This is a genomic window from Candidatus Viadribacter manganicus, assembly GCF_001679665.1.
Classification (GTDB): domain Bacteria; phylum Pseudomonadota; class Alphaproteobacteria; order Caulobacterales; family Aquidulcibacteraceae; genus Vitreimonas; species Vitreimonas manganica.
This window is the reverse complement of record NZ_CP013244.1, coordinates 1,738,465-1,754,708: the sequence shown is the minus strand read 5'-3', so window position 1 is coordinate 1,754,708 and position 16,244 is coordinate 1,738,465. Positions and strand designations below refer to the sequence as shown.

At 62.4% G+C, this 16,244-nt stretch carries 15 protein-coding genes; 11 read left to right on the top strand and 4 right to left on the bottom strand.

From position 1 onward, the window contains the following. Positions 1-116: 116 nt before the first annotated feature. Positions 117-500 (bottom strand): hypothetical protein, encoded by a 384-nt coding sequence (locus ATE48_RS09130; protein ID WP_066770424.1) that lies wholly within the window; start codon positions 498-500, stop codon positions 117-119. A gap of 45 nt (positions 501-545) precedes the next feature. Further along, entirely contained in the window at positions 546-1,910 is a 1,365-nt protein-coding gene (locus ATE48_RS09125) for an outer membrane protein assembly factor BamB family protein (RefSeq protein ID WP_066770421.1), read from the bottom strand. Positions 1,911-2,065: 155 nt separating this feature from the next. On the opposite strand from ATE48_RS09125, the gene ATE48_RS09120 reads away from it, so the two are divergent. The 5 genes from ATE48_RS09120 (at position 2,066) to ATE48_RS09100 (ending at position 7,977) form a co-directional block, all read left to right on the top strand. Then, positions 2,066-2,908 (top strand): helix-turn-helix domain-containing protein, encoded by an 843-nt coding sequence (locus ATE48_RS09120; protein ID WP_066770414.1) that lies wholly within the window; start codon positions 2,066-2,068, stop codon positions 2,906-2,908. A 210-nt stretch (positions 2,909-3,118) separates the two neighbouring features. Next, entirely contained in the window at positions 3,119-5,386 is a 2,268-nt protein-coding gene (locus tag ATE48_RS09115; protein ID WP_156767693.1) for a hypothetical protein, read from the top strand. 388 nt (positions 5,387-5,774) lie between these two features. Continuing rightward, the gene (locus tag ATE48_RS09110; RefSeq protein ID WP_066770409.1) at positions 5,775-6,029 is read left to right on the top strand and encodes a hypothetical protein; all 255 of its coding nucleotides are present in this window, start codon (positions 5,775-5,777) and stop codon (positions 6,027-6,029) included. Between the two features lie 29 nt (positions 6,030-6,058). Further along, complete coding sequence (locus tag ATE48_RS09105; protein ID WP_066770408.1) at positions 6,059-7,024, top strand: DUF2786 domain-containing protein; 966 nt, start codon at positions 6,059-6,061, stop codon at positions 7,022-7,024. A 434-nt stretch (positions 7,025-7,458) separates the two neighbouring features. Next, positions 7,459-7,977, top strand: coding sequence for a 3'-5' exonuclease (locus ATE48_RS09100; protein WP_066770407.1), 519 nt, complete (start codon positions 7,459-7,461; stop codon positions 7,975-7,977). 771 nt (positions 7,978-8,748) lie between these two features. On the opposite strand, the gene ATE48_RS09095 is transcribed toward ATE48_RS09100, so the two are convergent. Then, positions 8,749-10,854, bottom strand: coding sequence for an AAA family ATPase (locus tag ATE48_RS09095; RefSeq protein WP_066770404.1), 2,106 nt, complete (start codon positions 10,852-10,854; stop codon positions 8,749-8,751). A gap of 128 nt (positions 10,855-10,982) precedes the next feature. Here ATE48_RS09095 and ATE48_RS09090 point away from each other — a divergent pair, with 128 nt between their 5' ends. From ATE48_RS09090 to ATE48_RS09065, 6 genes are all read left to right on the top strand, one after another. After that, positions 10,983-11,936 carry an ArdC family protein gene (locus ATE48_RS09090; RefSeq protein WP_083197248.1) on the top strand — a complete coding sequence of 318 codons (954 nt, stop codon included), beginning with the start codon at positions 10,983-10,985 and terminating at the stop codon, positions 11,934-11,936. After that, entirely contained in the window at positions 11,933-12,316 is a 384-nt protein-coding gene (locus ATE48_RS09085; RefSeq protein ID WP_066770402.1) for a hypothetical protein, read from the top strand. The genes ATE48_RS09090 and ATE48_RS09085 overlap by 4 nt, the downstream gene beginning before the upstream one ends. A 72-nt stretch (positions 12,317-12,388) precedes the next feature. After that, positions 12,389-12,676 carry a hypothetical protein gene (locus tag ATE48_RS09080; RefSeq protein ID WP_066770400.1) on the top strand — a complete coding sequence of 96 codons (288 nt, stop codon included), beginning with the start codon at positions 12,389-12,391 and terminating at the stop codon, positions 12,674-12,676. Positions 12,677-12,764: 88 nt separating this feature from the next. Further along, positions 12,765-13,025, top strand: a complete 261-nt coding sequence (locus tag ATE48_RS09075; protein WP_066770398.1) for a metal-sensing transcriptional repressor — start codon at positions 12,765-12,767, stop codon at positions 13,023-13,025. A 91-nt stretch (positions 13,026-13,116) separates the two neighbouring features. Continuing rightward, complete coding sequence (locus tag ATE48_RS09070; RefSeq protein ID WP_156767692.1) at positions 13,117-13,461, top strand: hypothetical protein; 345 nt, start codon at positions 13,117-13,119, stop codon at positions 13,459-13,461. A 258-nt stretch (positions 13,462-13,719) separates the two neighbouring features. Continuing rightward, positions 13,720-15,210, top strand: a complete 1,491-nt coding sequence (locus ATE48_RS09065; RefSeq protein WP_066770393.1) for an AAA family ATPase — start codon at positions 13,720-13,722, stop codon at positions 15,208-15,210. A gap of 99 nt (positions 15,211-15,309) precedes the next feature. Here the strand turns inward: ATE48_RS09065 and ATE48_RS09060 are convergent, their stop codons facing one another. Further along, positions 15,310-16,143, bottom strand: coding sequence for a nucleotidyltransferase domain-containing protein (locus ATE48_RS09060; RefSeq protein WP_066770391.1), 834 nt, complete (start codon positions 16,141-16,143; stop codon positions 15,310-15,312). Positions 16,144-16,244 lie beyond the last annotated feature (101 nt).

Below are 16,244 nucleotides of genomic sequence, written 5' to 3'. Positions count from 1 at the left end.
GTGAGTCTGAACAGGGAACGAGGCGAAACCCTCGCATGGCCGGGGATGGTCATTGGGTGGTTTGTGGATCGATGCTTGTCTCCTGTGGATCAACGGCGAGCGCCAAGCGCTGGTCATCAGTTCAACCATTGCTCCTCGGGGCGTTCGATCGAAGCATATTGCTCAAGCAGGACATCGAGGCGTTCGGCCGCGAGGTGATAGGCAAAACGCGCGAGCGCGTCCGTATCCGCCAACTGCAGGAGAAGATGCGCGGCCCAGCACAGCGCCGCCACGCCGGTCAAGACGCCGAGCATGTCGACGCCCATGATCAACCAATCTCCACGCGCAGCCGCCACCAGCGCAAGCAGCAGCCAAACGCAGGTTGCGCCCGCACTTGCGGCCATCCTTAGCCATGCCGAGACCCATAGCGCCTTCGCCGCGCTCGGCGGCTTGTGCAGGCTCACTTCGTCGATCTTCATCGCAAATCCAAAGAGCGAGAGCAGGGAGGTGATGGCTCGCATTCGCTCGCATGCGAGCCATCACGAACGGGTGTTGGCGAGAGCTGATCAGGCTGCAGCGGCGACGCTTGCGCTTTTCGTCGCCGTCGGGCCGTTATGGCCGGGCCCGCCGCCCCACATCGGCCAGCCGTCATTGGCGGAATCGTTGGTGTCAAAAACCACGAGACTGGAATCCTCCAGCCCCACGGCGACGCGACCAGCCGACATCACCGGCTGCCAATGCACGGCAGCGCCCACATGAACCGTAAAGCGCACCGCGCCTGTCAGAGCGTCCCAAGCAATGACGCGTCCGTCGCCGGTGCCGGCCAAGACACGACCGTTGGCGACGGCAGGCGGGGTCAGCGCACGATTGCCATCATGGGCTTCAGCGCCACGCCAACGCCACAGCGTCTCACCCGACGCGATCGATCGCGCTTCAAGTTCGTCGCCGGTCGTCTCAAACAGCACGCCTTCCCAGACGACAGGGCGCGAGCCCTGATGACGCCAGGCGCGGGCGATGGTGCCTTCACCGAGCAAGGCGCGGATCTTATCCATTTTCGCGGCAGCCGGGGGCGTCGCGAAACCGACACTGCCGTCGAGATCCGCAGCCGCAGCCTTCGCATCAGCAGCCCAACGCTGAGCGTAATAACGTGCGGGCTTGCTGGCCGTGACGCTCTTGCGACGTCCATATCGCCCATCGAGATTGGCGGTTCGCTCCAGGACGAGCTCTTCGCCATCGGTCTCTGCTGTGCGGCTTTGATTTGGTTCGCTGCGCGGGCCTGAATTTTCGGCCGAACGCTGCGCTACATAAACATCGCCGCCGACGATCCAAGGTGCAGATGTGGCGCGCAGTTCGCGCTTCCACACGACGTTGCCCGTGGCGATCTCAATCGACATGACGCTGCCGTCGAATTGAGAAACGTAGACCGCGCCATCGCACACGATGGGCGCGCTGATGACGTCATGCTCGAGGCTGCGTTGCCAAATCGGGGCGCCGTCGGCGACGGCGAACGCGCCCAACACATGAGCGCCGTTCTGCGGCCATGCCATGAACAGCCGCTCGCCGTCGATTGCGGGTTGGGCCAGTAGGGGATCACCCAGCCAGCGGCTCCAGACGCGCTCGCCCGATTCTGTGTCCACCACTTCGATCGTGCACGACTCGGTATTGTACGCCGCCCAACGCCCTGACACCGTCACAGCGGTGGGCCCGTCGTCCGTCGTGCGCAGCCGCCAAGCGAGATCGCCGGACCTCATGTCAACCGCGAAGACGTCGTAGCTGCCGAAGCCGCCGCCAAAATAGACGCGGCCGCCTTGCATGGCGGGGGTCGGAATTCCACGTTGCGGTCCATCGACACGCACGCGAAAACCGTCAAATCCACTGATTGGATCAACAAAGCGCTCGGTTTGAAGTTCAGGAACGTGGCGTGGCTGCATGGGCGGTCTCCGTTGCCTGTATGGGCAATGCCAGATGAAAATATTGTCTGGTCAGGCAATATCAAGGCGGCTATGCTGCGCAAACTTTGATAGGGTCACTGACCCTCTGAATTCTTATGTCGAAAAAAAATCCCCCCTCGATCGAGACCGATCCCATGGCGGCGCGGATCAAGGAGCGGCGTCGCCAGCTCAAGCTGTCCTTGGCCGACCTTGCGCAAAGGGCGGGACTGAAGGCCGCCTCGTACGTGTTGCGGATCGAGCGCGGCGAAAAAGTACCGAGCGAAAACGTCGCCGCGGCGCTGGCCGAAGCGCTCGGGGAGGATCCCGAGAGCTACAAGGCGTGGGCGCGATTGCGGGCGGGAAACGCCACCTGGGCCGGAGCGCTTGATTCCGCGCGGATCGCTGAACGCGCGATCGCCGCGATCAAACGCGAACCTAGGCACGCAATTGCGCAGCTTCCACCAGTACGCGCGCACTATGCACAGAGTGTCGAAAGCAAGATGCTGGATGCAAAGCGCCTCAGCGCGCGCGCCTTGGAAACGCTGGCTTTACACACGTCCGAGCCCATCTCGCTGCTCAAAGTCGGGGCCGACCCGGACCGTCCCGAGGCGCGTCAAAGCGCCAAACATCTGGGCCTTGCCGTGATGGCGGACGACGTGCTGAGGGCGCATGTCCGCGACCTCGTGAATCCGTTCGCCTATCGGCTCACCGAGGAAAGCGGCCGTAGGGCGCCGTCGCTGCTGTTGCCCGGCTTCTATGCAATCCTCACGCAGCGATTTCTGCCGCTCGAAGCCCACGAGATCTATGCGGTGCGAGTCGGCAGGCGCGTCGAGCTTGGCTTCGTACACTGGGACGGCGAGCGCTTGGCGTTGCTGCCGCATCTCGACCCTGCCGACTTCGTCGCGCTGCCGGCGCGCTCGGAACGCGATCTCGTGTCGGTGTTGGTGGGAAAGGTGGCGATCGTCACCCAGCCCGAAGCGGTTGCGGTGGAGCCGTAGGTCGCGCCTATGCGGTTGGGTTCCGTATGCGCGGGTCGGCCGCTTGGCCTGAGCTGACGCGCACCAGATTGAACCCTTCGCGGCGTTAGCTTGAACCCTATCAGTGACGCAGCCAGGCGCGGCTAGCGGCACGATGTTCCACGGTGTGCCAGAACGCTTGACAGCATGATTGTCCGGGCGCTAGGAACACCGCGGAACATCGAGGTCGACATGACAACAATCTACACCGCAACACTGCGCCAAAACCCTGGAAGACGCTCATTTATAGTAGAATTTCGTCATCCGCTGCGGACCGATCCGGCAACCCCAGGGCGCGCGGGACGCAAGGTGCGCAAGGGTTTGGGCACGGAAGACGCACGCTTGGCCCAGCGGCTCGTCGACGAGCTGAACAAGCTATTGGCGGATGGGTCACTGCACTCGCCGGCGGCGCGGGCGCGGGCGTCGGGCATGTTCACCGACCGCGTGGTCGAGATCTTCTACGACGGGCTGGAGTCGAAGCCGGAAGACTACCGGCGATTGCGCGACGATGAGCTGCCGTTTCCTGCACGGGAAGAGGGCTGCCCACGCATCTTGTTTCTCGGCGCGCCGGGCGCAGGCAAAACCACTCTGATCCGCCAATTGATTGGCGCGCATCCCACGCGCGACCGCTTCCCCGCCACATCGGTCAATCGTACCACCACCGCCGAGACCGAAGTGATCGTCGGCGCGGATCGCTACGCCGCCGTCGTGACCTTCATGTCGGAAGAAGAGGCGGACTTCGAGGTTCGCCAATGCGTGTCGGCTGCGCTGTGGGAGGCGATCGATCCGTCGACGCCGGATGCGACCATCGCCAAAGCGTTGCTCGAGCGCAGCGATATGCGCTTTCGCTTGAAGTACGCGCTGGGCGACTGGCCAACGCAAGATGAGGATGACGACCCCTACGAGACCCAAGCAGACATCGACGATGCGGCGGAAGATGCCACCGCATCGGTCTCGAAGCGCGACCAAGAACGCCTCGAGGCTCGGCTGAAATCTCATGTTTCCATCATCCACGCTATTGCCGCAGAGGCGCGCTGGCAGTTCGAGCACAAAACGCCTGAGGCCAAGGACATGGCCAAGGATGAAAGAACCGACGCCATTCAAGTGCTGGGCGAGGAGCTCGACGCCTACGGCGTACTCGTCTCCGACCTCCTGGAGGACCTCAAGAGCAGGTTCGACGCTGTGGAGGGCGGCGCATGGACAAAAACGACGACCGGTTGGCCGCGCGCGTGGCGCGCTGACGCCGATGCCGACGCGCGGCAAACTTTTCTCGAGCAGGTGCGCTTCTTCTCAGGCAATGACCGCCGACGCTGGGGGACGCTGCTCACCCCGCTTGTGAATGGCGTGCGGGTGGCTGGGCCGTTCCGGCCGGAATGGTCTGACGCCAAACAGGTTCGCATGGTGTTGATCGACACAGAAGGCGTCGGGCACAAGGCCAGCGCCAGCGTAGACGTGCCCGACTACGTGGTCGCGCGCTTTCCCGATTGCGACGCGATCGTTCTGATGCACAGCGGCGTCGCGCCGTTTGGATATGATGGCGGTAAGATCTTGGAGGCGATTGGCGCTTCCGGCCATACCGCGAAAACGCTCATCGCCTTCACACGCATGGATTCCGTGCGCGGCGACAATCTGGGAAGCTTTAGCGCGAAAAAGGATCATGTGTTTGGCGGCGTTCGCAACGTCCTCGAAAATCAACTTGCGAAACTGCTGACCGAAGACGTGGCGCGCCAAATGTTGACGCACCTGCGCGACAACGCTTTCTATCTCGGGTCGTTGCAGCAGGCTTCGCCGGACGCCGCCAAGAGCGAGCTCAATGCCTTGCTCGTGCGTCTCACAGCAGGGGTTGAGCCGCCTGCGCCGCAGGACGCGCGGCCGACCTACGCGGACGATTTATGGATCCTGGCTGTCCATCAGGGCGTGAGCGAGTTTCGCGCGAAGTGGCGCGGCTATCTTGGCCTTGACCGCGACGCGTCAACCTCAGCGTTGCCTTGGCAGTCGGTCAAAGCGATGAGCCGACGCTACGCAGAAGGCTTTGACGATGGCTATCATGTGCGCCCGGCGTCCAATCTCTTGCAGTCGATGAGCACTGCCATTGCTCAGTTTGTCGAAAGGCCGCTCGCATGGGAGGGCGCCCCCAACGACGACGATAAGCGTGTCATCCTCGACGCAATTAAGAGTGAGATCTCTCGCGAGCTTGCCCGCTTTTGTAGGCAACAATTGCGGGAAAAGCCGCAACCGCAATGGCAGGAGGCTCATGGCTTCAGTGGGACAGGAAGCGCGCGCCGCCGTCATCACCGGATTGAAGAGCTCTATGAAGAATGGGCGCCGATCCCCGCGTCCTCCGGCCAAGACTTGCGGCGCATCCAGGAATTTGCCCAGGACGTTAGGACGCTCGTCGGTTCAGCCGTCGTGGCAGCGCTGGAAAAACTCGACACCAAGCCAAATCCATCGGGCGGCTAGTCGGTAGCGCTCGACGCCGCCGGCTGCTTGCAGATTTTGCATTCACGAGTCCTTGAAGGAGAACGCAGTCGCTCCCAACTCCTGCGTCGCCGATCAGCGCGAGGACGCTCGAGGATATCGAGTTTGGTTCCGCAATTTCGGGATGGCGTTCAGTAAGCAAAGATCCGAGCCCGCTTAGGGCTGCGCGGCGCGACCATTGTTGTTCCCCGCGGCGGCTGCGTGCGCGCTCGCGACAGGCGAGCAGCTGACAGACGCCGCGTAATTTTTGAAGCAAGACAAAGAGGGGCAGAGGCGCCGGCTGGTAAGCAATTATTTACCATAAATTCGTATCGTGTGCGCAACGACATTGGCCCTGGCGTGCGAAAGCGCGCCGGCCGGGGAGGTAGGCATGAACCCCTATGAAGCTGCAGTTTTTGAAGTCGAGGTCGCGGAGCTCTGGGCGGAGATTGAATGCGCCATCGCTCGGCGTGCGCCCGTCGATGAAGCTTCAGCGTGCGCGGTCATGACCGCGCTGTTGAATGTGATGCTCGAGGCCGTCGAAGGGCTGCCAGCGCACCGGGCCGAGCCGTTGTGCGGGCTGGTGCTCTCGGAGTTCGCGTCCCGCGGGCGGCTGCCGCCACCGCCATATTCGCCAAGAGCATAGATCCAGAACCTAGTCGCAAGGCCACGGACATGGTCGCCGACGGCCATCAAACGAACCGCGCATACCTCCCCGAAGAACTCGCCGCGCGAATTCGGGCGCTGCGAGAGAGGACAGTTGAGCGCGGTTGCACTGAAGCAGAGGCGGTAGCGGCCGCGGGGCTGCTGAGCCAGCTGTTGGAGAAATACGGGGTCACGCTCGAGGAGCTCGAGCGGATCAATCAGCGGGGGACTAGGCCCGGGACCGGCTTTGAAGGCGTCTCGCAAAAGGGACGGAGAAATCTCTACGCCTTCGAAGCCGAAACGGCGATCGCGTCGCTCTTTGACGTTGTCTATGTCGGCCCCGCGAGCCGGTCGTTCGCCAGCGTGGCCCACCTAGGCGCGCCGATCTATTTCGGGCTGCACGCCGATGTCGCCGCAGCGGTCGCGTTGGCGGAAATCGTGCACGCCGCCCTGAAACACTCTTGGTCGCTTTATCGCCGCGACAAGCCGCCGCCATCGTCAAACGAAGCAGAAGTCGCGCGACGCTCGTTTCAATGCGCCATGGCGATGCGGTTGCGGCAGCGGTTCGAGACGATGCAGAAGGCGCACCGGGCAGCAAAGAACGCGCTGGTCGTGTTGAAGGCGGGGATCGTCAAAGCCGCCGCGCACGACGCGGGCGTCATCGGCGTCGGCTATGGCCAATGGCCGCCGGGAACCGTCTGGGACAAAGCCGCGATGAACGCCGGTTGGGCTGCCGCCAACGTCGTGGCGCTGGGTGCAGGCGCGCCGTTGTCACACAAGCGCACGCGCTGCGAGACGCCGACAAACCAATCCCAGCGCGTCGATCCAGAAACCGCGCTCCAGCGCGAACGCGATTATCAAGCCGCCCTGGCTGCCAAGCGCGCCGCGCTCGTCGCCGACTTTGACCGCGACTTGGCGCGCGTTGGACGATGGGGCCTCTTCCTCCTCATCGGCGTGTTGGTGATCGCGGCGGCGCTTTCGTTACGCGGCGGGTAGGGAGCGCGCCCGTTGAAGCGCGCGCTCCCCAGCGCATCTCTGCGCCTTAGGTCAACGGCACAAGAATAATCACTGAAGCTTGCGGTTCCGCGCTTCGTAAGGCGCAGCAAGTTCAATTCAGCTGCGCACTAGGATCCCATTTCCCTCGAAGAGAGCCGTGCCGCGATAGACTGGTGCTCGCGTATGCATGTCAGCCTAGCATCTCGAGCCAGGTGTCCACGAACGTTTCATTTCAATGCACGCTGTTCGAACAACTCGATCGCGCAACTGCTTATCCACTCCAATCATCAGAGATTCTGAGTCGTTACGCGAAAATCAGCGGAAATGAGCACTTCGCTGTGTCGCGCATTGCCGCGACTCTGCGATGCTTCAGGCACTGCATATTTGGCGCGTGCGGAGTGGCAGGCGCGTAACGAATGATCCGATGGTGCAACATGAGAACCGTATTCCTCGATACCGAAACAACCGGGCTCAATCCCCCGGCGGATGGCCTCGTTGAGATAGCAATTGTCGAGGACACCGGGCGGGTCCTGCTAAACTCTCTCGTGAATCCAGAGCGAACGATTGGTTTTGCGTCGACTATTCACGGCATTACTGACGACATGGTCGCGACGGCCCCGAGGCTCCTCGACTTACTGCCGCAAGTCGAAGCAATCGTATGCGGAGCGCGTGTCGTCATCTATAATTCTGGCTTTGATACGCGCTTCTTTCCGGATCGACTGAGGAGCGCTGCCGCAATTGACTGCGCGATGCTACGCTTTGCACGTGCGCGAGGCGTCAGGAACCCGCGGTTCGGGGATTTCAAATGGCACAAATTGACCGTCGCCGCCGAACATGTCGGATATGAGTGGGAAGGCGTTGCGCACCGTGCTCTTGCGGATGCGCTTGCCACGAGAGCGGTTTGGAATTGGATGGAGGCCAGAAGCCTCGACAGGCGGGCAGCCATCGCGTGAAGGAATTGAACCCGTCCCGCTCTTAGCGGTTGCGGATCGGTTTCAAACGAGCGCGCATAGCTTCTCGTTCCGAAGATAGAGGTACTCGCGTTGCGGGAGGGCACCGAGCGCTGACGGATCCGGAGCGCCCTCAAGAGCGGTGGTTTGAGCATTGGCGCTGCACAACCCAAAGACCGCGCAAATCCGGTAGGTGAGCCGACGCTAAGGAACCGACGTTTCCATATCAATGCGACGGCCCTTCCGTCCCGGTTTCTTGGCGCGAGCATCAGCGCGCATGCAGTGTTGTCTCCGGCTCCGCATGGAATTCGCTGAGCGACCACAATCCCGTTGTCGCGGAGTTTGGCGAATTGGCCCGAACCGATTGAACCCTTACGCGGCTCGGATTGAAGATCGTCGAGTAACGCAAGTTCGCGCAGCTCTGCCTTCAGTGGTGTGTGTTCGTTTGCGTGAAAGCTCAACTTGCTTGCTGCGGCAGTGCGTCTGTCTCGCGATCGCTCACCACTCGCTTCAAAATCAGGCCGAAGTCGTCGCGAGTGCGTGGTGACTCCGCTGATTAAACCGCATTATTTCCTCGACCCCCTCTATACTCCATACCCATACCACTACCCCCAATACTACTACCTCCTCCATACCAATACCTACACCACCACCCCTCCACACCACTACCAACACTACCCATAATACTAATCTCTACTCTCCTGCGTTTATCCGGAAGAACCAATCACGAAAGGGGAGGCGCGGGGTTCGTGCGCGCGCCTCCCATTCTGTGCATCACCACAACGGACGTGAGCGCGGCCGCTTCATCGGATCAAACGGCAGACTGTCGTTAAACGCGCGGATTTTCTTCTCGCGCGTCAGATCTGTCAGCGCCGACTGGCCGGGCGGAAACTGCGCGGTGATCCCGGCAATGACGGCCGCGCGCCGCGCCGCTTCATCCCGCCGATAGCCCCATTCATCGGCTTCCCACCCCGTGTCCACCGCGCGCCACACGCGCAACCCTACCGGCGACACGAACCCGAAGCGTTCGTCATGCGCCGCCGCCGCCCACACACGCGACCCCAACGTTTGGGACGTTGACCACCGGCGCGCGCCGTCCGGCAACACGCCCGCCGCGCGCGGCCCCTGCACCGGCACACCCAACACCGTGCGCAGTGGGGTGCGTCGCCCTGCTTCATCGACATCGCGCAAGGCCGGGTCCACCGCGCGCCACAACTCGCGCACCAACGACCAATGCACTACATGCGCGCGCCCCGTCACATTCGGCGCGCGCCACACATCCACACCCAACGTGTTGACCAACACGCCGGCGGCCCACGGCAAATGCGCCGCCACCCACGCGCGCGCGGCCTCCCGTTCGTCGACTGGCAAACTCAGCAGCAGCCAGCTCTCGTACCCGCGCGCCGTCACTTCATGCTGCACGAGCCAATGTAGCCGAAACGCCGGGTCGCCCACCCGATCGCGCACGCGCATGCCGAGTTCATGGGTCAACGCGGAAAACCGCGTGGTCACGCCCTCCCGTTCGTCTACGTCCTTCCATTCCGTCACGCCATAATCGGCCCAGCGCACCACCAGCCGCGTGTTGAACCACGCCCCGTACATCTGCGGCAGCAACGTCGCGGCGCGGTACTCGCCACGCACATCCGCCTTCGTCAGATACGCCGCCCGCGGGGCCACACGCGGCGCATGCGCGACGGCCGCGCGCACCGTGGTGCGGCGCTGCGACAGCGGCGGCGCGGACACCGGCGTGATCGTCATTGGCGGCAACAACAAGTCCGTCGGCGTTACGCCGTGCGCCACGCGCGTCAGCTCGACATCGAGATCACCTTCATCGTGCAGATGCGGCGCGGCGCGCCCCCACTGTTCGGCCAGCGCCAGCGCGAACGAAAACGGCGGCACGCCGCACCCGCCAGGACACGCGGCCAACGCCGCCCCCGCTTCATCCACAACGGCCTGCGTCGCCAACCGAAACGCCACCGTCGCCTCCGGGCACGCGCGCGTTGGGCCAAAGCAAACATGCGCCACAAACACGTACGCATCGCGCAACGCGCGCGCCTTCTCGGGCGGGGAGGCGGTCCAGTCGCGCACCAACACCTTCGCCGCGTCGTACTTCCCGCGCGCCAACGCCGTCACCACGCGCAGCGCCGTGTCCGGCCAATCCAAGGACAATCCCGCCGCGGCGGCCGTGAGCGTCAACGCACTGCCGTCGGCGCTCAACCGCTCCAATTCCATCACAAAATCGCGCACGTGCCCGCCGGACGCCGCCGCCACCAACGCCAGCGCCTCGGGTTCAAACGCGATGCGCTCGGCGTCGCACACATTCCGCCCGAACGTCACCAACTCGCCGTTCGTCAACAGGCGCGTGCGGACATGTGTGCACCGCGAGCGCAATGGTCCGGACACGCGATGCGGTTCCGTCGTCGTCAACACAAACGCGGCGACACCGGGCGCTTCAAACAACCCCAGCAATGTCTCTTCCCAGCTCGGCGTGGCGCAATGGATCTCGTTGACCACCACCATGCGTTGGCGGACGTTGTACATCGAACTCGTGCGCGCCAGTTCATTCAGGTATGCGCCGTGCTCCCGCTGCCCGTGGCGCGCCGCGTCCACTTCGGCAAAGAACCACGTGCGTTCATCGCTCTCGAAAGCCAGACAGGGGACACACGACCGGCAAGGTGAGCCGGACGGGGTTAGCGCCTCACAATTGCGAGCCTGCGCGTACACCAAAGCCGCAGACGTCTTGCCCGTGCCCCACGGTCCCGACAGCAGAATCGGTGCGGGCTCGTCACGCTTCACCAGCGCGCCCAGCGTTGAGGCCACGTCGTCTTGGCCCACTAGGTCTTCGAACGTACGGGGGCGGTATTTGTCTGAAAGTCTCATGAGTTCATGCTCCAAACGAGCCCGCGCACGATGCGCAGGCCCAGGAGCGCAGACATGGAGCGCACGGCCGCGCGCCGTGCACCACCGATTTTTGCGCAACTTCGCCACGTGCCGACTGAACCGGTCACATGGCGACATCGGCTCAAAACAAGGCGAAGCAGCGTGACATCGACAACACGAACGTGTCGCCGCCTTCACCCGCCGCCGCGCGAGGCAGCATCGCCGCCCGTGTCACCGCAAACATCATCGACGCGCTCAACAACGGCGTCCGCCCCTGGGTCCAGCCCTGGGACAGCGCCACCGCGCTCGGCCTGCCGCTGCGTGCGAACGGTGTTGCGTATAAAGGCATCAACGTCATTGCGTTGTGGGCGGCGGCGCAGACACACGGCTACAAATCCCGCCATTGGCTGACGTTCAAACAAGCGCTGGCGCTGGGCGGGGCAGTGCGCAGGGGCGAACGCGGCCAACCCATTGTCTTCTACAGCGATGGCACGTCCGCCGAAGACGGCGAGGGGGACGCGACAACACCTCGACGAGCCGTGTTGCGTTCGTACGTCGTCTTCAGCGCGGACCAAATCGGCGGACTACCGGTACACTTTTACACGCCGACGATCACGCCGCCCGCAGACAACGAAGCCGAATTAGCGGCGCGGTTCGCGCGCGTCCCGGCCTTAGTCGAGTACGGCGGCGCACGCGCCTGTTACAACCCGGTTACTGACACGATCCATCTCCCACCGCGCCATAGCTTCGTCTCCGCCGCGCAATTTCTCAGCACGTACCTACACGAACTCGGCCACTGGACCGGCCACGCCACGCGGCTTGCCCGCGATCTCCAACCGCGCGCCTCACTCGCCGCGTACGCGCGCGAAGAGCTCACCGCGGAATTGTGCAGCGCTTTTTTAGGCGCGGAGCTCGGCTTGGCGGTCGATCACTTTGAATGTCACGCGAGCTACATCGACAGCTGGCTCAAACTCCTCGACCGCGACCCCGGTGCATTGCTCACCGCCGCCGGGCACGCCCAACGCGCCGCCGACTATCTCCGCTCCTTCCTCGACGGCGCAGCCGCCAGTCCGCCAACATGAGTGCGCCGGCGATAGGGAAGAAAGACGATCCTGCTTTCGTGCTCGCGCTCCGCTGCTTTGCGCTCCATCGCGCGGTGCTGCGGCACGACCGCAACGTCCGCAAAGCCGAACAGGCCTTGGCGCTCTGGGGGCGCGGCCACACCATCTCGCTTCGTGCGGCCGCGCGCTCCGCACACCCCTTGGCGAGGCAACTTCGCGCGCAGCTCCGTCAGGCCGCACACACGCGGCGTAAGCGCGATCAGTCTCAGATAAGGCTCGCCGCAACACGCGCGACCGACACGCGCGCCATCCGCGCCAAGCTCATGATCGCGCTCACCCTCGACGCACCCGCCGCCGCATCCCTCTTGCGCAGCGCGCTCCGCGATCTCCGCACCAGCTGAGGCGACGCGCACGCTCCGTCCATATGCGATGACCCGCGCGGGGATGCCGCGTTCGGCAGAGGAGGGATAGAAATGTTCGAGACTTCAAAAGGATCATGGGTCTTCACGCGTGCCTGCTACGCAGGTTCACCCGAGCTCGATGTGCGAGACATGCCGATCGAGTCGATATGCGTGCACATCTATTCAGCTTTGACCGCCGCGCGCAGCGACGGCGTGCGCTTCCTGATCATCCACCACGGCCCCGGCGAAGCGGCGGAGGAAGTGCGAACCGGCGTGCAACACGCCGTGCGTAGTCACGCTGTCGACCCCGCACGCTGTAGCCAGTTCGACGACGGCTTCATCGCAGCATTGAAGCAATAGAGTTCGTGTCGTGTAAGCGTGCGGCGTCATCCGCCCTGGCTGGTGACTGTGCGCCGTCGACCGCATATGCGCCGATCACGGAGGGCATATGCCGAAACTCAAGCAACCATCCCGCGACGCCATCACCAAACGGCTCCGGCGCGCGGCGGGGCATCTGGCGGCGACTATTGTCATGGTCGAACGCCAGCGCCCGTGCCTCGAGTTGGCGCAGCAACTCGCGGCCGTGGAAGCCGCCATCGCCGCGGCACGCCAGCAAGCCGTTCAAGAGCAACTCCAAATCTGCCTCGACGGCGGCGACGCCCACGGCGCAACGCTGCGCCAGCTCAAGACCCTCGCGCGCTTCCTCTGACGGGATGCGCGCGCATTCTCGGGAGCATGTGTGCGACGGCGGCCCCAGCATCCATATGCGCCCGCCGCATGGTGCGGCGGAGACACCGAAAATGATCAAACGCGCTTCTGGCGACTGGCTTCGTCGCATCCCGCCTTGGGTGGACATTCATGTCTGTGATCTGCGGCGCTTCCGCGGGCCTTACACGGGCCGCAAGCACCGTGCGGCCCGCAGGGGACGCGCCATCACGGAAATCTATCGCGCTCTTGCTAAAGCCCGGCGTTACGCTTGGGAGATCCTGGTCATCCGGCTTGGCGAGCCGACGCCGCGCCGTGACGCGCTGCACAGCCCGGTGCGCATGTTCGTGTGTTCGCCGGCGCATGAGGACATCATCTGCATCGAAGAGAGCCGTCTCTACCGAGACAGGCTGGTGCTCGTGCTCCGACCGCCAGCATAGCGCAAGGGTCGGGCGCGCTCCGATTGAACCTGTAAGGCCCTCGGATTGAAGGAGGCGTTCTGTGTCGCGCGCGCCATGCAGCGGATGGGCGGACGTCCGCGGCGGGGCAGAGTGAGACGCCTTACGTCGACTCCTATCGCAGAAACCAGACATTCGGCACCGTGCGATGAGGCCAAACGCCTAGCGTAAACAACGGTCGACGGCGTCCCCACAAAGTTGGGTATTGCGCGTACCCAATAGCCGCTTATCTGTGCGAGCATGCAAAACTATATCGACTTTGTCAGCCTTAACATCTTGAACGGCATCTTGTCGGGCAAGATGGAATTCTTGCCTGGTCTGAATCTCATTGGGGGAGAGAACGGAACGCTCAAGACGAAGGTTTTGCAGCAACTGAAAAGCGGGGGGCCGGTTGCGAAAGATCCAAGCAAGGCGCTGCGGATCCAGGCATTCAGTCCCAAGCGAAATTCAGAGCGCCGTGCGGCAAATCAGATAGTCCAGACTTTTCGGCAGCAAAACCGAACGTTTGACACCCTGATGGGCGAGCGTCTGGCAGCGAATATCAACGACGCGAGTTTTGACAACTATCCCTCGCTCGGCGAACTCTACTATCTCGTTTTCGATCAGCGTTGCCGCGACGGTACGGACCGACGGGCACACATGGGCGCCGTGACCAGCGAGTTTAACAAAGTGATTCAGACGATTTTCGCTGAATACGAACTTGTTGCTGACTGGGATGACAAAGCGGGCAGCCCCCTTATCCGGATGAGGAAGCACGGCACAATCGAGTTTCCGATTGAAGCTCTTTCGCTCGGCGAACAGGAGATCCTCAGCCTAGTCACATGTATCCACTCAGGCCGCGACAATTTTGATGTCTTTCTCATCGATGAGCCGGAGGTGCATCTGAACTGGCATCTCGAGGAGAAACTATTTGGGTTCTTGGACGATATTTGCGCAACCGATGGAAAGCAGGTGATTGTCGTTACCCATAGCAGGGCGATGTTCACGCGGCGGTATCTGCCAAAAGCCCAATTCCTGTTCTGGGAAGGGTCAAAGGTAAAGTGGGGCAAGGAGCTCAGCACAGATCAACGCCGACGCATTGCCGGCGAGGCTATAGAAATTATTCGGTTGGGCGAGTTCGCGAAGACAACGTTTTTTGTTGAAGACGCGTCACACGAACGGTTCGTCAACGCGCTCGCGGCCCACTTCGGGGGCAAGGTCGCTACCTCGCTTTGCGGAAATTCTTCAAACGTGAAATCGTTGTACAAGTTGTCGCTTGCCGAAGACGGCTGGTCGAACGCCTACTTCCTGATTGATGGCGACAACGAAGGTAACCCCTTCCCTGGGGCGGATCGCTTTATTCATCTGCCGGTCTACTGTGCAGACAATATTCTAATCGATCCAGAACCGCTGGCCGCGGAATATGGAAAAGACGTACACGAGGTTCGCCAGATCATTTTAGACGCAATACTAGAAAAGCGCGGCGAAATCCTGAAGAAGAACAAGTTTCTCGACTTCCTCCTCGACGAATGGAAGCCTGCACAAATATCCTATGAGCGTGTCTCGAGGCTGGACGGGAGCGCCATCATCAAGCGAATTGCAATCGCTTTGGGCGATAACGAAGTTGGCCTAACGGCCAAGATGATTGGAAGGTTGGCGTCGAGCGGGCAGCTCGAAAGTCGACTGCCCAAGAATCTAGTGGACGCCCTCAAGCTTCCGTCCTCCAAGAGCGAGACGACGACGGCCGCTTAGAAGGACGGGATCGCCCGTTGCATCTGCGGCCTTTCAGCGAGAGGCCCGCCCAACGTCCGCTATCGGGAGCGGGGCCTAAATGGCTGTTTATGGGATGCTTCAGCTAGGGGCAGTCGCAAACGCGCGATGTACCAGCTTTTGGTAGAGCTTTTTGGCCTGCGATCGTGCGTCGGCCGATGCGGGCTCTGCTCGTGAAGCAAAGCTCGTGCGCGCAAGCTCGAATTCGTTATCGATAAAGGCGGCAATTGCTGCTGGCAAAGGCTCGGATCCCAATTCGCGTGTGACCGATTTTCGCTCGATCAATTCGGCAACGAGTGAAGCTAGCTCCGCGGGTGGATCGCATTCTGACATCAGCGTTGGGAAGTGCATGGGGGCGATGGCTGCGCCCGGGTGATGACGTAGCCAGCGGAGTGTTGCTGCGGGCCGCAGCGCATAGAATATTTTCTTCTGCGGGACATTGGTGCCGTCCGCGAAGTACACGCGACGCTGCCGCTCTCCGAGATGCAAATAATGCTTCGCGATCAGATCCCGATCTGCGAGCCGCGTGGCGAAGCCAAGAAGCTCGTCCCGAAACCAGCGCTCCCCGCGATAGATGATGGGAGACCGCAGCCATTCGATGATTACAGCGTTGCCCTTGAGCAATAGATGGAACGCCTTCGCGAGGTCCCAGCCGTTCACATCCAATTCGCCGACAAGCGGCGTTTCGATCACGTCGCGACGAAGCCACGGGGAAAGGTGCTGCTCTATCGGGCGGACGAACACGAACCGGCAATCAAAGTCGCTATCAGGCGAAGGAAAGCCCCATGCGCGGCTGCCGCTCTCTATAGCCCACGGGATGGAAACGCCTTCGTTGACGCAAATGTCGTCTAACCGCGCGTCGATATCGGCGACGGTCGGGTTTGGAAATGAGGTGGGAATGTAGCGCAGTGTCATGACCTGGTGGAGTTGCTATCGCATCCTCCGGTAGGGTCAATTGGCGGCTGATGTCCGCTAGCGGGCAGATGGCGGCTTAGGTCTCAAATTGGGATTGAGCT